We start from the raw sequence: 13,799 nt of genomic DNA, 5'->3' as shown, positions 1-13,799 counted from the left end.
CCGCAATCGGACGCACGGCCCAACGGCCAGGACCAGTAACATTATCGCGGCTGCCCCAAAGCACTCGCAGAAGAGAAGAGCCGCCCTGTGAAGCTTCTATCCCGTTTCCTGAAATTCAGCGCGCATGACCTTGCCATCGATCTCGGCACCGCCAACACGGTGGCCTATGTGCGTGGAAAGGGGATTGTCCTAAACGAACCCTCGGTGGTTGCGATCGAAACGCGCAACGGCGTGCGCAAGGTGCGCGCGGTGGGCAACGACGCCAAGCTGATGCTGGGCAAGACCCCCGCCAATATCGAAGCCATCCGCCCGCTGCGCGACGGCGTGATCGCAGACATCGAAGTGTCCGAACAGATGATCAAGCATTTCATCGACAAGGTTCACGGCCCATCCGGCTATCTGCCGCGCAGCCCCGAAATCGTGATGTCGGTGCCCTCGGGCGCGACGAGCGTGGAACGGCGCGCGATCCGCGATGCTGCCTCGAATGCGGGGGCATCGCGCGTGCTGCTGATCGAAGAGCCGATGGCCGCCGCGATCGGCGCTGGGCTGCCGGTGACCGAGCCGATCGGCGCGATGGTCGTCGATATCGGCGGCGGCACCACCGAGCTGGCGGTGCTGTCGCTGCGCGGACTGGCCTATAGCAATTCGGTACGCGTCGGCGGCGACAAGATGGACGATGCCATCACCTCGTTCATTCGTCGCAAGCACAATCTGATGATCGGCGAGGCGACCGCCGAACGGATCAAGCAGGATGTCGGCAGCGCGATCGTTCCGCACGGTGAGGATACACCGCACAAGGTGCGCGGACGCGATCTGGTGGGCGGCGTTCCCAAGGAGATCGAGATCACCCGCGCCGAGGTGGCCGAGGCAATTTCGGAAAGCGTGAACCAGATCATCGGCGCCGTGCGCATGGCGCTTGAACAAACCCCGCCCGAACTGGCCGCCGACATCATCGACCAGGGTATCGTGCTTACTGGTGGTGGCGCGCTGCTCGACGGCATGGATACCGCGCTGCGCCAGGCGACCGGACTGCCCGTGATGGTTGCCGACAATGCACTCGATTGCGTGGCGCTGGGCGCCGGACGCGCGCTGGAAGATCCCGCATATCGCGGCGTGCTGATGGAAACCTGATTTTAAACAAGGTCCGGCTGCCCGGCGCGACCAGCGCCCGGGCAGCCGGGTAAAATCAGCCTGCGGCCGGGGCGGAGCCAGCCATCGCCTGCGCGGCGGGCTTGTTGGCGGCATCGACCGAACCGTCGGCCAGCATCATCTTGGACAGCGTCGCCGCTTCGGTACGCACAGCCGCGTCTTCCGAGGTCTGCGACAAGCCGATCAGGCCGCCGAGAAGCTGGTTGCGGGCAACCGCGTCCTGCGCGGAAGCTGCGACCGATTTGCGCGCGAATTCGACCGCTTCCCGGTAATAGGGATCGGCACCCGCCTTGTTCTGCGCCGAAAGCGCGGCGTTGCCGAGCTGGACCAGAATGCCGGTATAGATGGTGCGGCTCACCGCATCTTCGGGCTTAGAATCGACAACCTTGCGCCAGTACGGCGCCGCCTCGGTGAACAGTGCGACAAGCGCGTTGACGTCACCGGTGCCTGCCTTGGCCGCGGCCTGCGCATAGAGCGCGTTTCCGAGGAAGGACACATAGTTCATATTGGCCGGCTCAGCCTTGACCGCGTCGCGGATCGCGGGAAGCGCGGCATCATATTTCGTGGCCGCACCGGCGTTGTTTCCGGCCTGCTGCAGCTTCTGGCCTTCGGTGAAATCCGCCACCGCCTTGTTGAATGCGACGACCTGTGCCTCAGTCAGGGCAGATGCCGGGGCGGCGGGCGCCTCGACCGGCGTTTCCTGTGCCGCAACGGGCGAAACGACGGCTACGGCACCCGCAACAAGCATTGCGGCAAAACTGGTTTTCAACACTATCTGAATTCTCCATGCTGTTCTTGAGGCCCGAAAAAAGGGGATTTCAGGCCACTCCCTCAACAGTAGCGGACACCCAAATGGTCCCCCGCCAAGAACAGGCTACAAATTCTCGATTGCGGGTCAAATCAACGGACGCGCCAATTTCAGTCTTCGGCTGCGGCCTCGATCCGGCGGAGCAACGCCGCGAACTGGGCGCGTTCCTCCTCGGTGAAGGTGGACAACAACAGCTGCTCCATCGCCAGCGCCTCGGGCGCGACGGCGCCGTAGAGCGCACGCCCCGCCTCGGTCAGCGACAGGAAATGCGAGCGGCCATCCTCGCCATTGGGCGATGCACTGACGAGACCGCGTTCGATGAGCGCCTTGGCCGCGCGGCTGACATTGATCTTGTCCATCCGCGTCTTGCGCGTGAGCATCTGTGGCGTCAGCCGCGGCGTTTCCGCAAGAATCGCGATCAGCCGCCACTCGGTGACCTTCAGATTGTGCCGTTTGCGATAGGTCCGCGCGATCCGCCCGCTCACCGCGTTCGAGGCCACCGAGAGGCGGTAGGGCAGAAAATGGTCGAGCCGGAGCAGGCTTGGGTCGCGATCGTCGGTCATGGTCGTCGCTTTTACCGCTCTCGTGCGTTGACAGAAGAGAAATTCAACATGTAGTTACATTTGCAACTTTATCGTTCCGGAGAGGCAAATGAGCGCCCCTGATACCGTGCATGACAATCCCATCGGACTCGACGGGTTCGAGTTCGTCGAATTCACCAGCCCCGATCCCGAAGCGCTGGCCGGGCTGTTCACCGCGCTGGGCTTTACCCATGTCGGCACGCACCGTTCGAAAAATGTCCGCCGCTATGCGCAGGGCGACATCAATTTCATCCTCAACATGGAGCCGCAGGGGCAGGTTGCGGATTTCCGCGAACAGCACGGGCCGTCCGCCAATGCGATGGCGTTCCGCGTGCATGACGCCGCCAAGGCGCTGCAGCTTGCGGTCGAGCGCGGCGCAACGCCGGTTGAGGGCAAGGTGGGCCCAGCCGAACTCAACATTCCTGCGATCGAGGGGATTGGCGGCGCCAATCTCTATCTGGTCGACCGGCGCGGCGCGGCGACGATCTACGACATCGATTTCGAACCGGTTGCCGGGACCACGCCGAACGACAACAGCGTCGGCCTGCATACGCTCGACCATCTGACCCATAATCTCAAGCGCGGGCGGATGGATTATTGGGCGGATTATTATGAGCGGATCTTCAATTTCCGCGAAATTCGCTATTTCGACATCGAAGGCCAGTCGACCGGCCTCTTCTCCAAGGCGATGACCGCGCCCGACGACAAGATCCGTATCCCGCTCAATGAAAGCCAGGACGAGCATTCGCAGATCGAGGAATTCATCAAGGATTATAAGGGCGAAGGCATCCAGCATCTGGCGCTGTCGACCGACGACATCTTCGCGACGGTCGACAAGTTGCGCGCCAATGGCGTGCGCTTCCAGGATACGCCCGAAACCTATTTCGACATGATCGACAAACGCCTGCCGGGACATGGCCATAATATCGAGGAAATGCGCAAGCGCCGGATCCTGATCGACGGCGCCCCCGAAACCGGCGGCGGCATCCTGCTCCAGATCTTCACCGAGAACATGGTCGGGCCGATCTTCTTCGAGATCATCCAGCGCAAGGGTAATGACGGCTTTGGCGAGGGCAATTTCAAGGCGTTGTTCGAAAGCATCGAGCTCGATCAGATCCGCCGCGGCGTGGTCCCCGCCAAATCGGACGCGTAGCGGCGCGCCAGCGAAAACAAGAGGAGAGGATGCCCGTCATGCGGCATGAGACTGGCATGAGACTGACCGACGAAGCCGGGTATATGCCCGGCTTCGGCAATCATTTCGCGACCGAGGCGGTGCCCGGCGCCTTGCCGATCGGCCGGAACTCGCCCCAGCATGTGCCCTTCGGGCTCTATGCCGAGCAGCTTTCGGGAACCGCCTTCACCGCGCCGCGCGCCGACAATCGCCGCAGCTGGCTGTACCGGCTGCGGCCGAGCGCGGGCCACGCACCCTATCAGTTGATGGCGCGGGACACAGAGGCAGGCGCCCCCCACCATCCCGCCAGCCCCAACCGGCTGCGCTGGGATCCACTTCCCCGCCCCGCGCCGGGCACCGATTTTGTCGACGGGCTCGTGCGCTGGGCGGGCAATGGCGCGCCGCTCGATCAGCGCGGGATCAGCATCTGGCTCTACGCCGCCAATGCCCCCATGGGTGCCCGCGTCTTCTATAGCGCCGACGGCGAGATGCTCATCGTTCCGCAGCAAGGCGCGCTCAACCTTATCACTGAACTGGGCCGGATGACGGCGCGGCCCGGCGAGATCGGCCTCATCCCGCGCGGGATGCGCTTTCGTGTGGAATTGGTGGGCGAAGCGCGCGGCTATATCTGCGAAAATCATGGCCATCCGTTCCGCCTGCCCGATCTGGGGCCGATCGGCGCGAACGGTCTGGCCAACCCCCGCGACTTCCAGACGCCTGTCGCCGCCTTCGAGGGCAGCGATGCCCCGGTCGAACTGATCCAGCTTTATGGCGGCCAATTCTGGACGAGCAGGCTGGGTCACTCGCCGCTCGACGTCGTCGCCTGGCATGGCAATCTCGCGCCCGTGAAATATGATCTGGCGCGGTTCAACACGATCAACACGGTGAGCTACGACCACCCCGATCCGTCGATCTTCACTGTGCTCACCGCGCCCAGCGATACACCGGGCACCGCCAATTGCGATTTCGTGATCTTCCCACCGCGCTGGATGGTGGCGGAAGACACGTTCCGCCCGCCCTGGTTCCACCGCAACGTGATGAGCGAGTTCATGGGGCTGGTGCACGGCGCCTATGACGCCAAGGCGGGCGGGTTCGTTCCGGGCGGCGCTTCGCTGCACAATTGCATGTCGGCGCATGGGCCCGATCGGTCCAGCTATGATGCGGCGGTGGCGATGGAACTAAAACCGTCGCGAATCGATGACACCATGGCTTTCATGTTCGAATCCTGCCTGCCGATAGTGCCGACGCGCGCGGCGATGCTTTCGGCAACGCTGCAGCAGGATTATGATGAGTGTTGGGCAGGCTTTCCAAAAGCGCGCCTGCCCTAGCGCCCCGGGGGTGGAGCGCCGTGGCCGCTATTCCCAAGCGGCGGCCACGGCAACTCCGACTTTCGCGGCTGCAACATATCCTCGCTTCTACTCCGCCCCTGCCGCGCAGTATCTGCTCAGCAGCCGGAGCGGCCGTGCATGGCCCCTGCCGGAATGCGTTTCTGACGGAAGGTGACTGTGAAAAACTTGACCCATTTGGAGCGGCTGGAAGCGGAGAGCATCCAGATCATGCGGGAGGTTGTGGCGGAGGCCGAGCGTCCGGTGATGCTGTATTCGGTGGGCAAGGATTCGGCGGTGATGCTGCATCTGGCGCGCAAGGCGTTTTATCCGTCGCCGCCGCCCTTTCCGCTGCTGCACGTCGACACGACGTGGAAATTCAAGGACATGTATGCGCTTCGCGACCGGATGGCGGCGGAGAGCGGGATGGACTTGCTCGTCTACCAGAACCCCGAGGCGCTGGCGCGCGGGATCAACCCGTTCGACCATGGCCCGCTCCACACCGATATGTGGAAGACCGAGGGGCTGAAGCAGGCGCTCGACCATTATGGCTTCGACGTCGCCTTTGGCGGCGCGCGCCGCGACGAGGAGAAGAGCCGCGCCAAGGAACGCGTCTTCTCGTTCCGTTCGGCCAACCACCGCTGGGACCCCAAGAACCAGCGCCCCGAGCTGTGGCGGCTGTACAATGCCAAGAAGACCAAGGGCGAAAGCATCCGCGTCTTCCCGATCTCGAACTGGACCGAGCTCGACATCTGGCAGTATATCCACCTCAACAACATCCCGATCGTGCCGCTCTATTTCTCGGCACCGCGCCCCACCGTCGAGCGCGACGGCATGCTGCTGATGGTCGATGACGAACGCTTCCCGCTCAACCCCGGCGAAGAGCCGGTGATGCGCTCGATCCGCTTCCGCACGCTCGGCTGCTACCCGCTGACCGGCGCGGTCGAAAGCACCGCGGCGACGCTGCCTGAGGTGATCCAGGAGATGCTGCTGACGACGACCTCGGAGCGCCAGGGCCGCGTGATCGACAAGGATGGCGGCGACGCCAGCATGGAGAAGAAGAAGCAGGAGGGGTATTTCTGAGCCACGCCTGACGCGTGCCGAAACCCCTGCCCTTTTGCTCTTTTTCGTCTCTGCGCCGCCCCCGGGGCGGCCGCCCGACCCATTCGGGACCAAGGAGTTTCCAATGACCGACAAAAGCTATCAGGCCGACGCCCTCATCGCCGAGGATATCGACGCCTATCTCGCCCAGCACCAGACCAAGTCGCTGCTGCGCTTCATCACCTGCGGCTCGGTGGACGACGGCAAGTCGACGCTGATCGGCCGCCTGCTCTATGACAGCAAGATGATCTTCGAGGATCAGCTGGCCGCCCTCGAGGCCGACAGCAAGCGCGTCGGCACGCAGGGCCAGGAGATCGACTTCGCGCTGCTCGTCGACGGCCTTGCCGCCGAACGCGAACAGGGCATCACGATCGACGTCGCCTACCGCTTCTTCGCGACCGAGAAGCGCAAGTTCATCGTCGCCGACACCCCCGGCCACGAACAATATACCCGCAACATGGTGACCGGCGCCTCGACCGCCGACCTCGCGGTGATCCTGATCGACGCGCGCAAGGGCGTGCTGACCCAGACCAAGCGCCACAGCTATCTGGCGCATCTGATCGGCATCCGGAACATCGTGCTCGCGGTCAACAAGATGGACCTGGTCGATTACGACCCCGCGGTGTTCGACGCGATCGTCAAGGATTACCGCGAGTTCGCGACCGAGATCGGGATCACCGATTTCGTCGCCATGCCGATCTCGGGCTTCAAGGGCGACAACATCACCGCGCCCTCGGACAACACCCCCTGGTATCAGGGCCCGACGCTGATGGGCCATCTCGAGACGGTCGAGGTCGATGCGACGCGCGACCAGCAGCAGCCCTTTGCGCTCCCCGTCCAGTGGGTGAACCGCCCCAATCTCGACTTTCGCGGCTTTTCGGGGCTGATCGCGACCGGCACCGTCAAGCCGGGCGACAAGATCCGCGTCATTCCCTCGGGCAAGACCTCGACCGTGGCGCGGATCGTCACGCTCGACGGCGATCTCGACGAGGCGGTTGCCGGCCAGTCGGTGACGGTGACGCTGGCCGACGAGATCGACTGCTCGCGCGGCGACGTGATCGCGACCGCCGACAACCCGCCGCAGAGCGCCGACCAGTTCGAGGCGACGATCGTCTGGATGTCGGACGAGGAAATGCTGCCCGGGCGCGGCTACTGGCTCAAGCTCGGCACCCAGATGGTGACCGCGCAGGTGCAGGCGCCCAAATATCAGGTCAACGTCAACACGCTCGAGCATCTCGCCGCCAAGACGCTCGACCTCAACGCGATCGGCATCGCCAATCTGTCGACCGACAAGCCCGTCGTCTTTGCGCCCTATGCGCAGAACCGCGATCTGGGCGGGTTCATCCTGATCGACAAGATCACCAACGCGACCGTGGCGGCGGGCATGCTCCACTTCTCGCTGCGCCGCGCCGACAATGTCCACTGGCAGGCGATCGACATCACGCGCGAAGACCATGCCAAGCTGAAGAACCAGAAGCCCGCAGTGGTGTGGTTCACCGGGCTGTCGGGCGCGGGCAAGTCGACGATCGCCAACCTCGTCCAGAAGCGGCTCCACCGGATGAACCGCCACAGCTATCTGCTCGACGGCGACAATGTCCGCCACGGGCTCAACAAGGATCTCGGCTTCACCGATGCCGACCGCGTCGAAAATATCCGCCGCGTCGGCGAGGTCGCCAAGCTGATGGCCGATGCCGGGCTGATCGTGCTCAGCGCGTTCATCTCGCCCTTCCGCTCCGAGCGCCGCCTGGTGCGCGAGATGATCGAAGCCGGCGAGTTCATCGAGGTCCATATCGACACCCCGCTCGCCGAGGCCGAGGCGCGCGACGTCAAGGGGCTCTACAAAAAGGCACGTTCCGGTGAACTCAAGAACTTCACCGGCATCGACAGCCCCTATGAAGCCCCCGAAAACCCCGAAATCCGCATCGACACCACTAACCTTACACCCGAACAGGCCGCAGACCTTATTGTCGAACGGATAATTGGCTAAACACTCCGTATGGGCACCGATTCCGTGCCGATACGGAGAGGACAAGAACGAATGACGAAGATCGCTTTGGTAACGGGCGCAGCCACCGGCCTGGGTAGGGCAACCGCGCATGCCTTTGCGAAGGCCGGCATGCGCGTGGTGGTGACCGATATCGCGCGTGCGGCGGGTGAAGAAACCGCCCATGCGATCACTGCCGCAGGTGGCGAAGCGATCTTCGTTCCCGGCGATGTGTCCCAAGGCGAAGATGTCGACGCGATCGTGCGCACCACCGTCGCGCATTTCGGCAGCCTCGACTGCGCGTTCAACAATGCGGGGATCGCGCCGCGCGGTGCGCCGATTACCGAGATGTCCGAGGAAAGCTGGGATCGCACGATCGGCGTCAACCTGAAGGGCGTCTGGCTGTGCCTGAAGCATGAATGCGAACAGATGCTGCGCCAGGGCGGCGGAGCGATCGTCAACACCGCGTCGATCATGGGCGTGGTGAGCGGACCCGGTCTGTCCGCCTATAGCGCCTCCAAGACGGGCGTGGTCGGGCTTACCCGCTCGGTCGCGCTCGATTTCGCGGCCAAGGGCATCCGCGTCAACGCGGTCTGCCCCGGCGGGATCGGTGGCACCGCGATCACCGACGCCAGCGAGAACCGGCAGGATATGGACCAGATGCGCACGCTAACCCCGATGGGCCGTCTCGGCGTGCCGCGCGAAATCGCCGACACCGTCGTCTGGTTGTGCTCGGATCAGGCATCCTTCATCACCGGACAGGCGCTCACCGTCGATGGCGGCTTCACCATATGGTGACCGACGTCGCGCTGGCCATCCGGATCGCCGGTGCGGCAGGAGAAATCCTGCTGACCCTCCAGAAATCGGGGCTGTTCGAGGACAAGGCGCTGGGCAAGGCGGGCGACAGCCTTGCCAACGCCTTCATCATCGCGGCACTGAAAGCCCAGCGCCCCGGCGACGCGATTTTGTCCGAAGAAGAACAGGACAATGCCGAGCGCTGCCAGGTGCAGCGCGTCTGGGTGGTCGATCCGCTCGACGGCACGCGCGAATATTCGGAGAAGCGCACCGACTGGGCGGTGCACATCGCGCTGGCAATCGACGGCAAGCCCGCCGTCGGCGCGGTCGCGCTGCCCGGGCTGGGGATAACGCTTTCGTCCGACACCCCGCCCCCACTGGCGCCGGAGGCAAACCCGCCGCGCATGCTGGTGAGCCGTACGCGCCCCGCAGCCGAAGCGATGGCGGTGGCCGAAGCACTGGGCGCAGAACTGGTGCCGATGGGCTCTGCGGGCGCCAAGGCGATGGCGGTGGTGCGCGGCGAGGCCGACATCTACCTTCATACCGGCGGCCAATATGAATGGGACAATTGCGCGCCCGCCGCCGTCGCGCTTGCCGCCGGGCTCCATGTCAGCCGCATCGACGGCGCGCCGCTCGTCTATAATTGCGCGGACCCGTATCTTCCCGATCTGCTCATCTGCCACAGTGAACGCGCGGCGCAGATCCTTGAGCTGATTGCAAATACTGCACCTGGACGCTCTGCTTAGGCATTTCCCACCCCTTGAGAATTGGGGGGCAAAGGCGCATTAAACGTCGGCGAAGGCGATGGCCTTCCGCTCTCCCGGTTGGAGACCGTCCTTTTTGCAAGGGGATGGCCTGATGTTCGATACTGCCGACGCCCTGTTGCTGGCACGCATCCAGTTCGCCTTCACCGTCAGTTTCCACTTCATCTTTCCCGCCTTTTCGATCGGGCTTGCGAGCTATCTCGCGGTGCTCGAGGGGTTGTGGCTGAAGACCGGAAAGGCGGTTTACCTCGACCTGTTCAAATATTGGCTGAAAATCTTCGCGATCGCCTTTGCGATGGGCGTCGTCTCGGGGATCGTGATGTCGTACCAGTTCGGTACGAACTGGTCGGCCTTCTCCGACAAGGCGGGCCCGGTGATCGGGCCGCTCATGGCCTATGAGGTGCTCACCGCCTTCTTCCTCGAGGCCGGTTTTCTGGGTGTGATGCTGTTCGGCATGAAGAAGGTCGGCAGGGGCCTGCACTTCACCGCCACGCTGATGGTGGCGATCGGCACCTTCATCTCGGCCTTCTGGATCCTTTCGGTGAACAGCTGGATGCAGACCCCGGTGGGCCATGTTATGGGCGCGAACGGCCAGTTCCTGCCCGGCGACAGCTGGGTGACGATCATCTTCAACCCGAGTTTCCCCTACCGCCTCGTCCACACGGTGATCGCGGCCTATCTGACCACGGCGCTCGTCGTCGGCGGCGTGGGGGCGTGGCACCTGCTGAAGGACCGCACCAACGCGCATGCGCGCAAGATGTTCTCGATGGCGATGTGGATGGCCGCGCTCGTCGCCCCCGTCCAGATCTTCGTCGGCGACATGCACGGGCTGAACACGCTGGAACACCAGCCGGTGAAGGTGATGGCGATGGAGGGCCATTATCAGAGCCATCCCAATGGCGCGCCGCTGATCCTGTTCGGCATCCCCAATTCGAAGGAACAGCGCGTCGATGCGGCGATCGAGATCCCCAAGCTTTCCTCGCTGATCCTGAAGCACGATCCGAATGCGCCGCTGGCCGGCCTAGACACGGTGCCGCCCGAAGAGCATCCGCCTGTCGGTATCGTCTTCTGGGCCTTTAGGATCATGGTGGGGATCGGCACGCTGATGCTCGCGCTGGGGCTGTGGAGCCTCGTCGCCCGCGCCCGCCACGCGCTTTATGACTGGCGGCCGCTGCACCGTTTCGCGCTAGTTCTGGCGCCGAGCGGCTTCGTGGCCGTGATCGCGGGCTGGGTGACGACCGAGGTGGGGCGGCAGCCCTATACGGTCTACGGTCTACTGCGCACGGCCGAATCCGCCTCTCCGCTCGCGGCGCCGGCGGTGGCGGCCTCGCTCATCGCCTTTGTCGTCGTCTATTTCTCGGTCTTCGGGATCGGCACCTGGTACATCCTGAAGCTGATGCACAAGCCCCCGCATAGTGGCGAAACCGGCGTCGAGGATACCGAGCGCGGGCCGGTGCGCACCGCCGGGATCACGCCGGGGCCCTATCAAGCCGACAGCCCCGCCTTCAAGCCTGCGGAATAGGGAGCGCGCGATCATGGACCTTACCATCATCTGGGCCTTCATCATCGCCTTTGGCGTGTTCGCCTATGTCGTCATGGACGGTTTCGACCTCGGCATCGGCATCCTCTTTCCCTTTTTCGCGGTCGGGCGCGAGCGCGATACCGCGATGAATTCGGTCGCCCCGGTATGGGACGGCAACGAGACCTGGCTGGTGCTCGGCGGCGGCGGGCTGTTTGCCGCCTTCCCGCTCGCCTATGCGATCGTCATGCCCGCGCTCTATCCGCCAATCATCGCGATGCTGCTCGCGCTGGTCTTTCGCGGCGTGGCGTTCGAGTTTCGCTGGCGCGATCCGGCCCACCGCGCCTTTTGGGACTTTGCCTTTACCGCGGGGTCGTTCACCGCAGCGCTGGCGCAAGGCATCACGCTCGGCGCGCTGTTGCAGGGCATCACGGTCATCGACCGCGCCTATGCGGGCGCCTGGCTCGATTGGCTGACGCCGTTCAGCCTGCTGACGGGTGTGAGCGTCGTCATCGGCTATGCGCTGCTGGGCGCGACCTGGCTGATCTGGAAGACCGAGGACACTGTGCAGGCCCATGCCTGGCGGCTGGCCTTGCGGCTGGCCCCGGCCACGCTGCTCGCGATCATCTGCGTCAGCCTCGCCACACCCTTTCTGGAGGCGACCTATTGGGATCGCTGGTTCGAGATGCCCTTCGTGCTGGTATCGGCGCAGGTGCCGTTGCTGATCGCAATTGCGTCGGGCGCGTTCGTGCTGGCGCTGCGCCGCAAATGGGAACGCGCGCCGTTCCTGATTACGCTCGCTATCTTCCTGCTCTGCTTTGTCGGCCTCGGGATCAGCATGTATCCCTATGTCGTGCCGGGACAGGTGACGGTGTGGGAGGCAGCGGCCCCCGAAAAGAGCCAGGTCTTCATGCTGATCGGCGCAGGGCTGATGGTACCGATCATCCTAGCCTATACCGCGTGGTCCTATTGGGTGTTTCGCGGCAAGGTGGGCCATGAGGGCTATCATTGAGCGATAGCCCCGCCCCGTTGTGGCAGCGGCTTGGCTGGATGCTGCTCATCTGGGCCGGCAGCGTGGCGGCGCTGGGTATCGTCGCCATGCTGATCCGGTTCTGGCTGAACGGCTGAGCGCCTGCCTTATTGGGCCGCGCTATTCAGCAGCCATGTCGGTGCGGCCATAGCTGTCTTCGAGGCGGACGATATCGTCCTCGCCCAGATAGGCGCCGCACTGCACCTCGATGAGGTGGAGCGGGATATGCCCCGGATTTTCGAGCCGGTGGACAGTCCCCGCCGGCACATAGGTCGACTGGTTTTCCTGAAGCAGAAAGACCTTATCCCCCACCGTCACGCGCGCGGTGCCGCTGACCACCACCCAATGTTCCGACCGGTGATGGTGCATCTGGAGCGAGAGCTTCTCGCCCGGCTTCACGACGATCCGCTTGTTCTGGAAACGGTTTCCCCGATCGGTCGTCTCATAGGTGCCCCAGGGCCGGTGGACGACATTGTGAAGGCTGTCCGGACGGACACCCGACGCATCGAAGAGTTCGGCGATCAGCCGCACGTCCTGCGCGCGTTCACGCGGCATGACGAGGATCGCGTCGCGCATCGCGACGACGACGAGATCGCTCACCCCGATCGCCGCGATCGTCGGGCCGTTTTCATTGCGAAACAGGCTGTTGTGGCTTTCGAGCGCGACGACATCACCCTTGATGATGTTGCCGTTCTCGTCGCGCTGACCAACCTCCCACACCGCCTGCCACGACCCCAGATCGGACCAGCCCATATCGACCGGAACAACCGCGCCCAGCCCGCTATGCTCCATCACCGCATGATCGAAGGAAATGGACGGCGCCTGCACGAATGCGTCGCGATCGGGACGCAGGAAGATGCCGTCCGATCGCGCATCGGCCATCGCCGCGCGGCAGGCGGCCATCAGGTCGGGGGCATGGCGTTCCAGTTCCGCCAGACAGGTACGCGCGGACATGAGGAAGATTCCGCTGTTCCAGAAATGACGCTTGCCATGCAGCCAGACCTCGGCGGTTGCGCCGTCCGGTTTCTCGGTGAAGCGGTGAATGGCGCGCACGCCCTCATGCCCGGCAAGAGCGCCCTGCGCCTCGATATAGCCATAGCCCGTTTCGGCGCGCTCGGGGATGATTCCGAAGGTGACGATATGCCCGGCTTCCCCCGCCGGAACGCCCTTTTTCACCGCGTCATGGAACGCCGCGACATGGGCGATGACATGATCGGACGGCATGACGAGCATCAGCGCATCGTCGTCCTCATCCGCGACCGTCAGCGCCGCGAGCGCGATCGCAGCTGCGGTATTGCGCGGTTCGGGCTCAAGCAGGATGCACCCCGACGCCGCACCAAGCGCCTTCAACTGATCGGAAACGTAAAAACGGTGCCCTTCCCCCGTCACCACCATCGGCGGCGCGAATCCGGGCAAGGCGGTGCGCGCAACGGTTGCCTGCAGCATGGTCAGGTCGGACGCGATCGACAGAAGCTGTTTGGGGTATTGCGGCCGGGAAACCGGCCACAGCCGAGTTCCAGAACCGCCAGAAAGGATCACCGGGTAAATCTGCATCAGACGGCCCCACCATCG

13 protein-coding genes are annotated in these 13,799 nt (G+C 64.1%); 10 read left to right on the top strand and 3 right to left on the bottom strand.

Going from position 1 to position 13,799, the window contains the following annotated elements:
* The first annotated feature begins 87 nt into the window (after positions 1–87).
* The gene (locus QYC26_RS15380; protein ID WP_317513097.1) at positions 88–1,131 is read left to right on the top strand and encodes a rod shape-determining protein; all 1,044 of its coding nucleotides are present in this window, start codon (positions 88–90) and stop codon (positions 1,129–1,131) included.
* A gap of 55 nt (positions 1,132–1,186) precedes the next feature.
* Here QYC26_RS15380 and QYC26_RS15375 read toward each other — a convergent pair whose 3' ends face one another.
* Positions 1,187–1,921 carry a hypothetical protein gene (locus QYC26_RS15375; RefSeq protein WP_317513096.1) on the bottom strand — a complete coding sequence of 245 codons (735 nt, stop codon included), beginning with the start codon at positions 1,919–1,921 and terminating at the stop codon, positions 1,187–1,189.
* Positions 1,922–2,067: 146 nt separating this feature from the next.
* On the bottom strand, positions 2,068–2,520 hold the full coding sequence (locus QYC26_RS15370; RefSeq protein ID WP_317513095.1) for a MarR family winged helix-turn-helix transcriptional regulator: 453 nt from the start codon (positions 2,518–2,520) through the stop codon (positions 2,068–2,070).
* Positions 2,521–2,608: 88 nt separating this feature from the next.
* Between QYC26_RS15370 and hppD the strand changes: the two genes are divergently transcribed.
* From hppD to QYC26_RS15325, 9 genes are all read left to right on the top strand, one after another.
* Positions 2,609–3,691 carry a 4-hydroxyphenylpyruvate dioxygenase gene (gene hppD, locus QYC26_RS15365; protein WP_317513094.1) on the top strand — a complete coding sequence of 361 codons (1,083 nt, stop codon included), beginning with the start codon at positions 2,609–2,611 and terminating at the stop codon, positions 3,689–3,691.
* 83 nt (positions 3,692–3,774) lie between these two features.
* Positions 3,775–5,037 (top strand): homogentisate 1,2-dioxygenase, encoded by a 1,263-nt coding sequence (gene hmgA / locus QYC26_RS15360; protein ID WP_317515085.1) that lies wholly within the window; start codon positions 3,775–3,777, stop codon positions 5,035–5,037.
* 177 nt (positions 5,038–5,214) lie between these two features.
* Positions 5,215–6,117: a sulfate adenylyltransferase subunit CysD gene (gene cysD, locus QYC26_RS15355; protein WP_317513093.1), complete on the top strand. Its 903-nt coding sequence runs from the start codon at positions 5,215–5,217 to the stop codon at positions 6,115–6,117.
* Between the two features lie 103 nt (positions 6,118–6,220).
* The gene (gene cysN / locus QYC26_RS15350) at positions 6,221–8,122 is read left to right on the top strand and encodes a sulfate adenylyltransferase subunit CysN (protein WP_317513092.1); all 1,902 of its coding nucleotides are present in this window, start codon (positions 6,221–6,223) and stop codon (positions 8,120–8,122) included.
* Between the two features lie 51 nt (positions 8,123–8,173).
* Positions 8,174–8,917 (top strand): glucose 1-dehydrogenase, encoded by a 744-nt coding sequence (locus QYC26_RS15345; protein WP_317513091.1) that lies wholly within the window; start codon positions 8,174–8,176, stop codon positions 8,915–8,917.
* On the top strand, positions 8,911–9,660 hold the full coding sequence (locus QYC26_RS15340) for a 3'(2'),5'-bisphosphate nucleotidase CysQ (RefSeq protein WP_317513090.1): 750 nt from the start codon (positions 8,911–8,913) through the stop codon (positions 9,658–9,660). The genes QYC26_RS15345 and QYC26_RS15340 overlap by 7 nt, the downstream gene beginning before the upstream one ends.
* Before the next feature lie 112 nt (positions 9,661–9,772).
* Positions 9,773–11,200 carry a cytochrome ubiquinol oxidase subunit I gene (locus QYC26_RS15335; RefSeq protein WP_317513089.1) on the top strand — a complete coding sequence of 476 codons (1,428 nt, stop codon included), beginning with the start codon at positions 9,773–9,775 and terminating at the stop codon, positions 11,198–11,200.
* Between the two features lie 13 nt (positions 11,201–11,213).
* Positions 11,214–12,209 (top strand): cytochrome d ubiquinol oxidase subunit II, encoded by a 996-nt coding sequence (cydB, locus tag QYC26_RS15330; protein ID WP_317513088.1) that lies wholly within the window; start codon positions 11,214–11,216, stop codon positions 12,207–12,209.
* Positions 12,206–12,325, top strand: coding sequence for a DUF2474 domain-containing protein (locus tag QYC26_RS15325; RefSeq protein ID WP_317513087.1), 120 nt, complete (start codon positions 12,206–12,208; stop codon positions 12,323–12,325). Before cydB ends, QYC26_RS15325 begins: the two co-directional genes overlap by 4 nt.
* 22 nt (positions 12,326–12,347) lie before the next feature.
* Here the strand turns inward: QYC26_RS15325 and QYC26_RS15320 are convergent, their stop codons facing one another.
* On the bottom strand, positions 12,348–13,781 hold the full coding sequence (locus QYC26_RS15320) for a mannose-1-phosphate guanylyltransferase/mannose-6-phosphate isomerase (RefSeq protein ID WP_317513086.1): 1,434 nt from the start codon (positions 13,779–13,781) through the stop codon (positions 12,348–12,350).
* Positions 13,782–13,799 lie beyond the last annotated feature (18 nt).

It is taken from the genome of Sphingomonas sp. C3-2 (assembly GCF_033025475.1).
GTDB lineage: Bacteria > Pseudomonadota > Alphaproteobacteria > Sphingomonadales > Sphingomonadaceae > Sphingobium_A.
Note: the sequence above shows the minus strand (reverse complement) of the source record. Positions and strands in the feature narration are given on the sequence as shown.

Coding starts and splice junctions, on each gene's coding strand:
- QYC26_RS15370 (WP_317513095.1), bottom strand. CDS start 2,520: ATGACCGACGATCGCGACCCAAGCCTGCTCCGGCTCGACCATTTTCTG.
- hppD (WP_317513094.1), top strand. CDS start 2,609: ATGAGCGCCCCTGATACCGTGCATGACAATCCCATCGGACTCGACGGG.
- hmgA (WP_317515085.1), top strand. CDS start 3,775: ATGCCCGGCTTCGGCAATCATTTCGCGACCGAGGCGGTGCCCGGCGCC.
- cysN (WP_317513092.1), top strand. CDS start 6,221: ATGACCGACAAAAGCTATCAGGCCGACGCCCTCATCGCCGAGGATATC.
- QYC26_RS15345 (WP_317513091.1), top strand. CDS start 8,174: ATGACGAAGATCGCTTTGGTAACGGGCGCAGCCACCGGCCTGGGTAGG.
- QYC26_RS15340 (WP_317513090.1), top strand. CDS start 8,911: ATGGTGACCGACGTCGCGCTGGCCATCCGGATCGCCGGTGCGGCAGGA.
- QYC26_RS15335 (WP_317513089.1), top strand. CDS start 9,773: ATGTTCGATACTGCCGACGCCCTGTTGCTGGCACGCATCCAGTTCGCC.
- cydB (WP_317513088.1), top strand. CDS start 11,214: ATGGACCTTACCATCATCTGGGCCTTCATCATCGCCTTTGGCGTGTTC.
- QYC26_RS15320 (WP_317513086.1), bottom strand. CDS start 13,781: ATGCAGATTTACCCGGTGATCCTTTCTGGCGGTTCTGGAACTCGGCTG.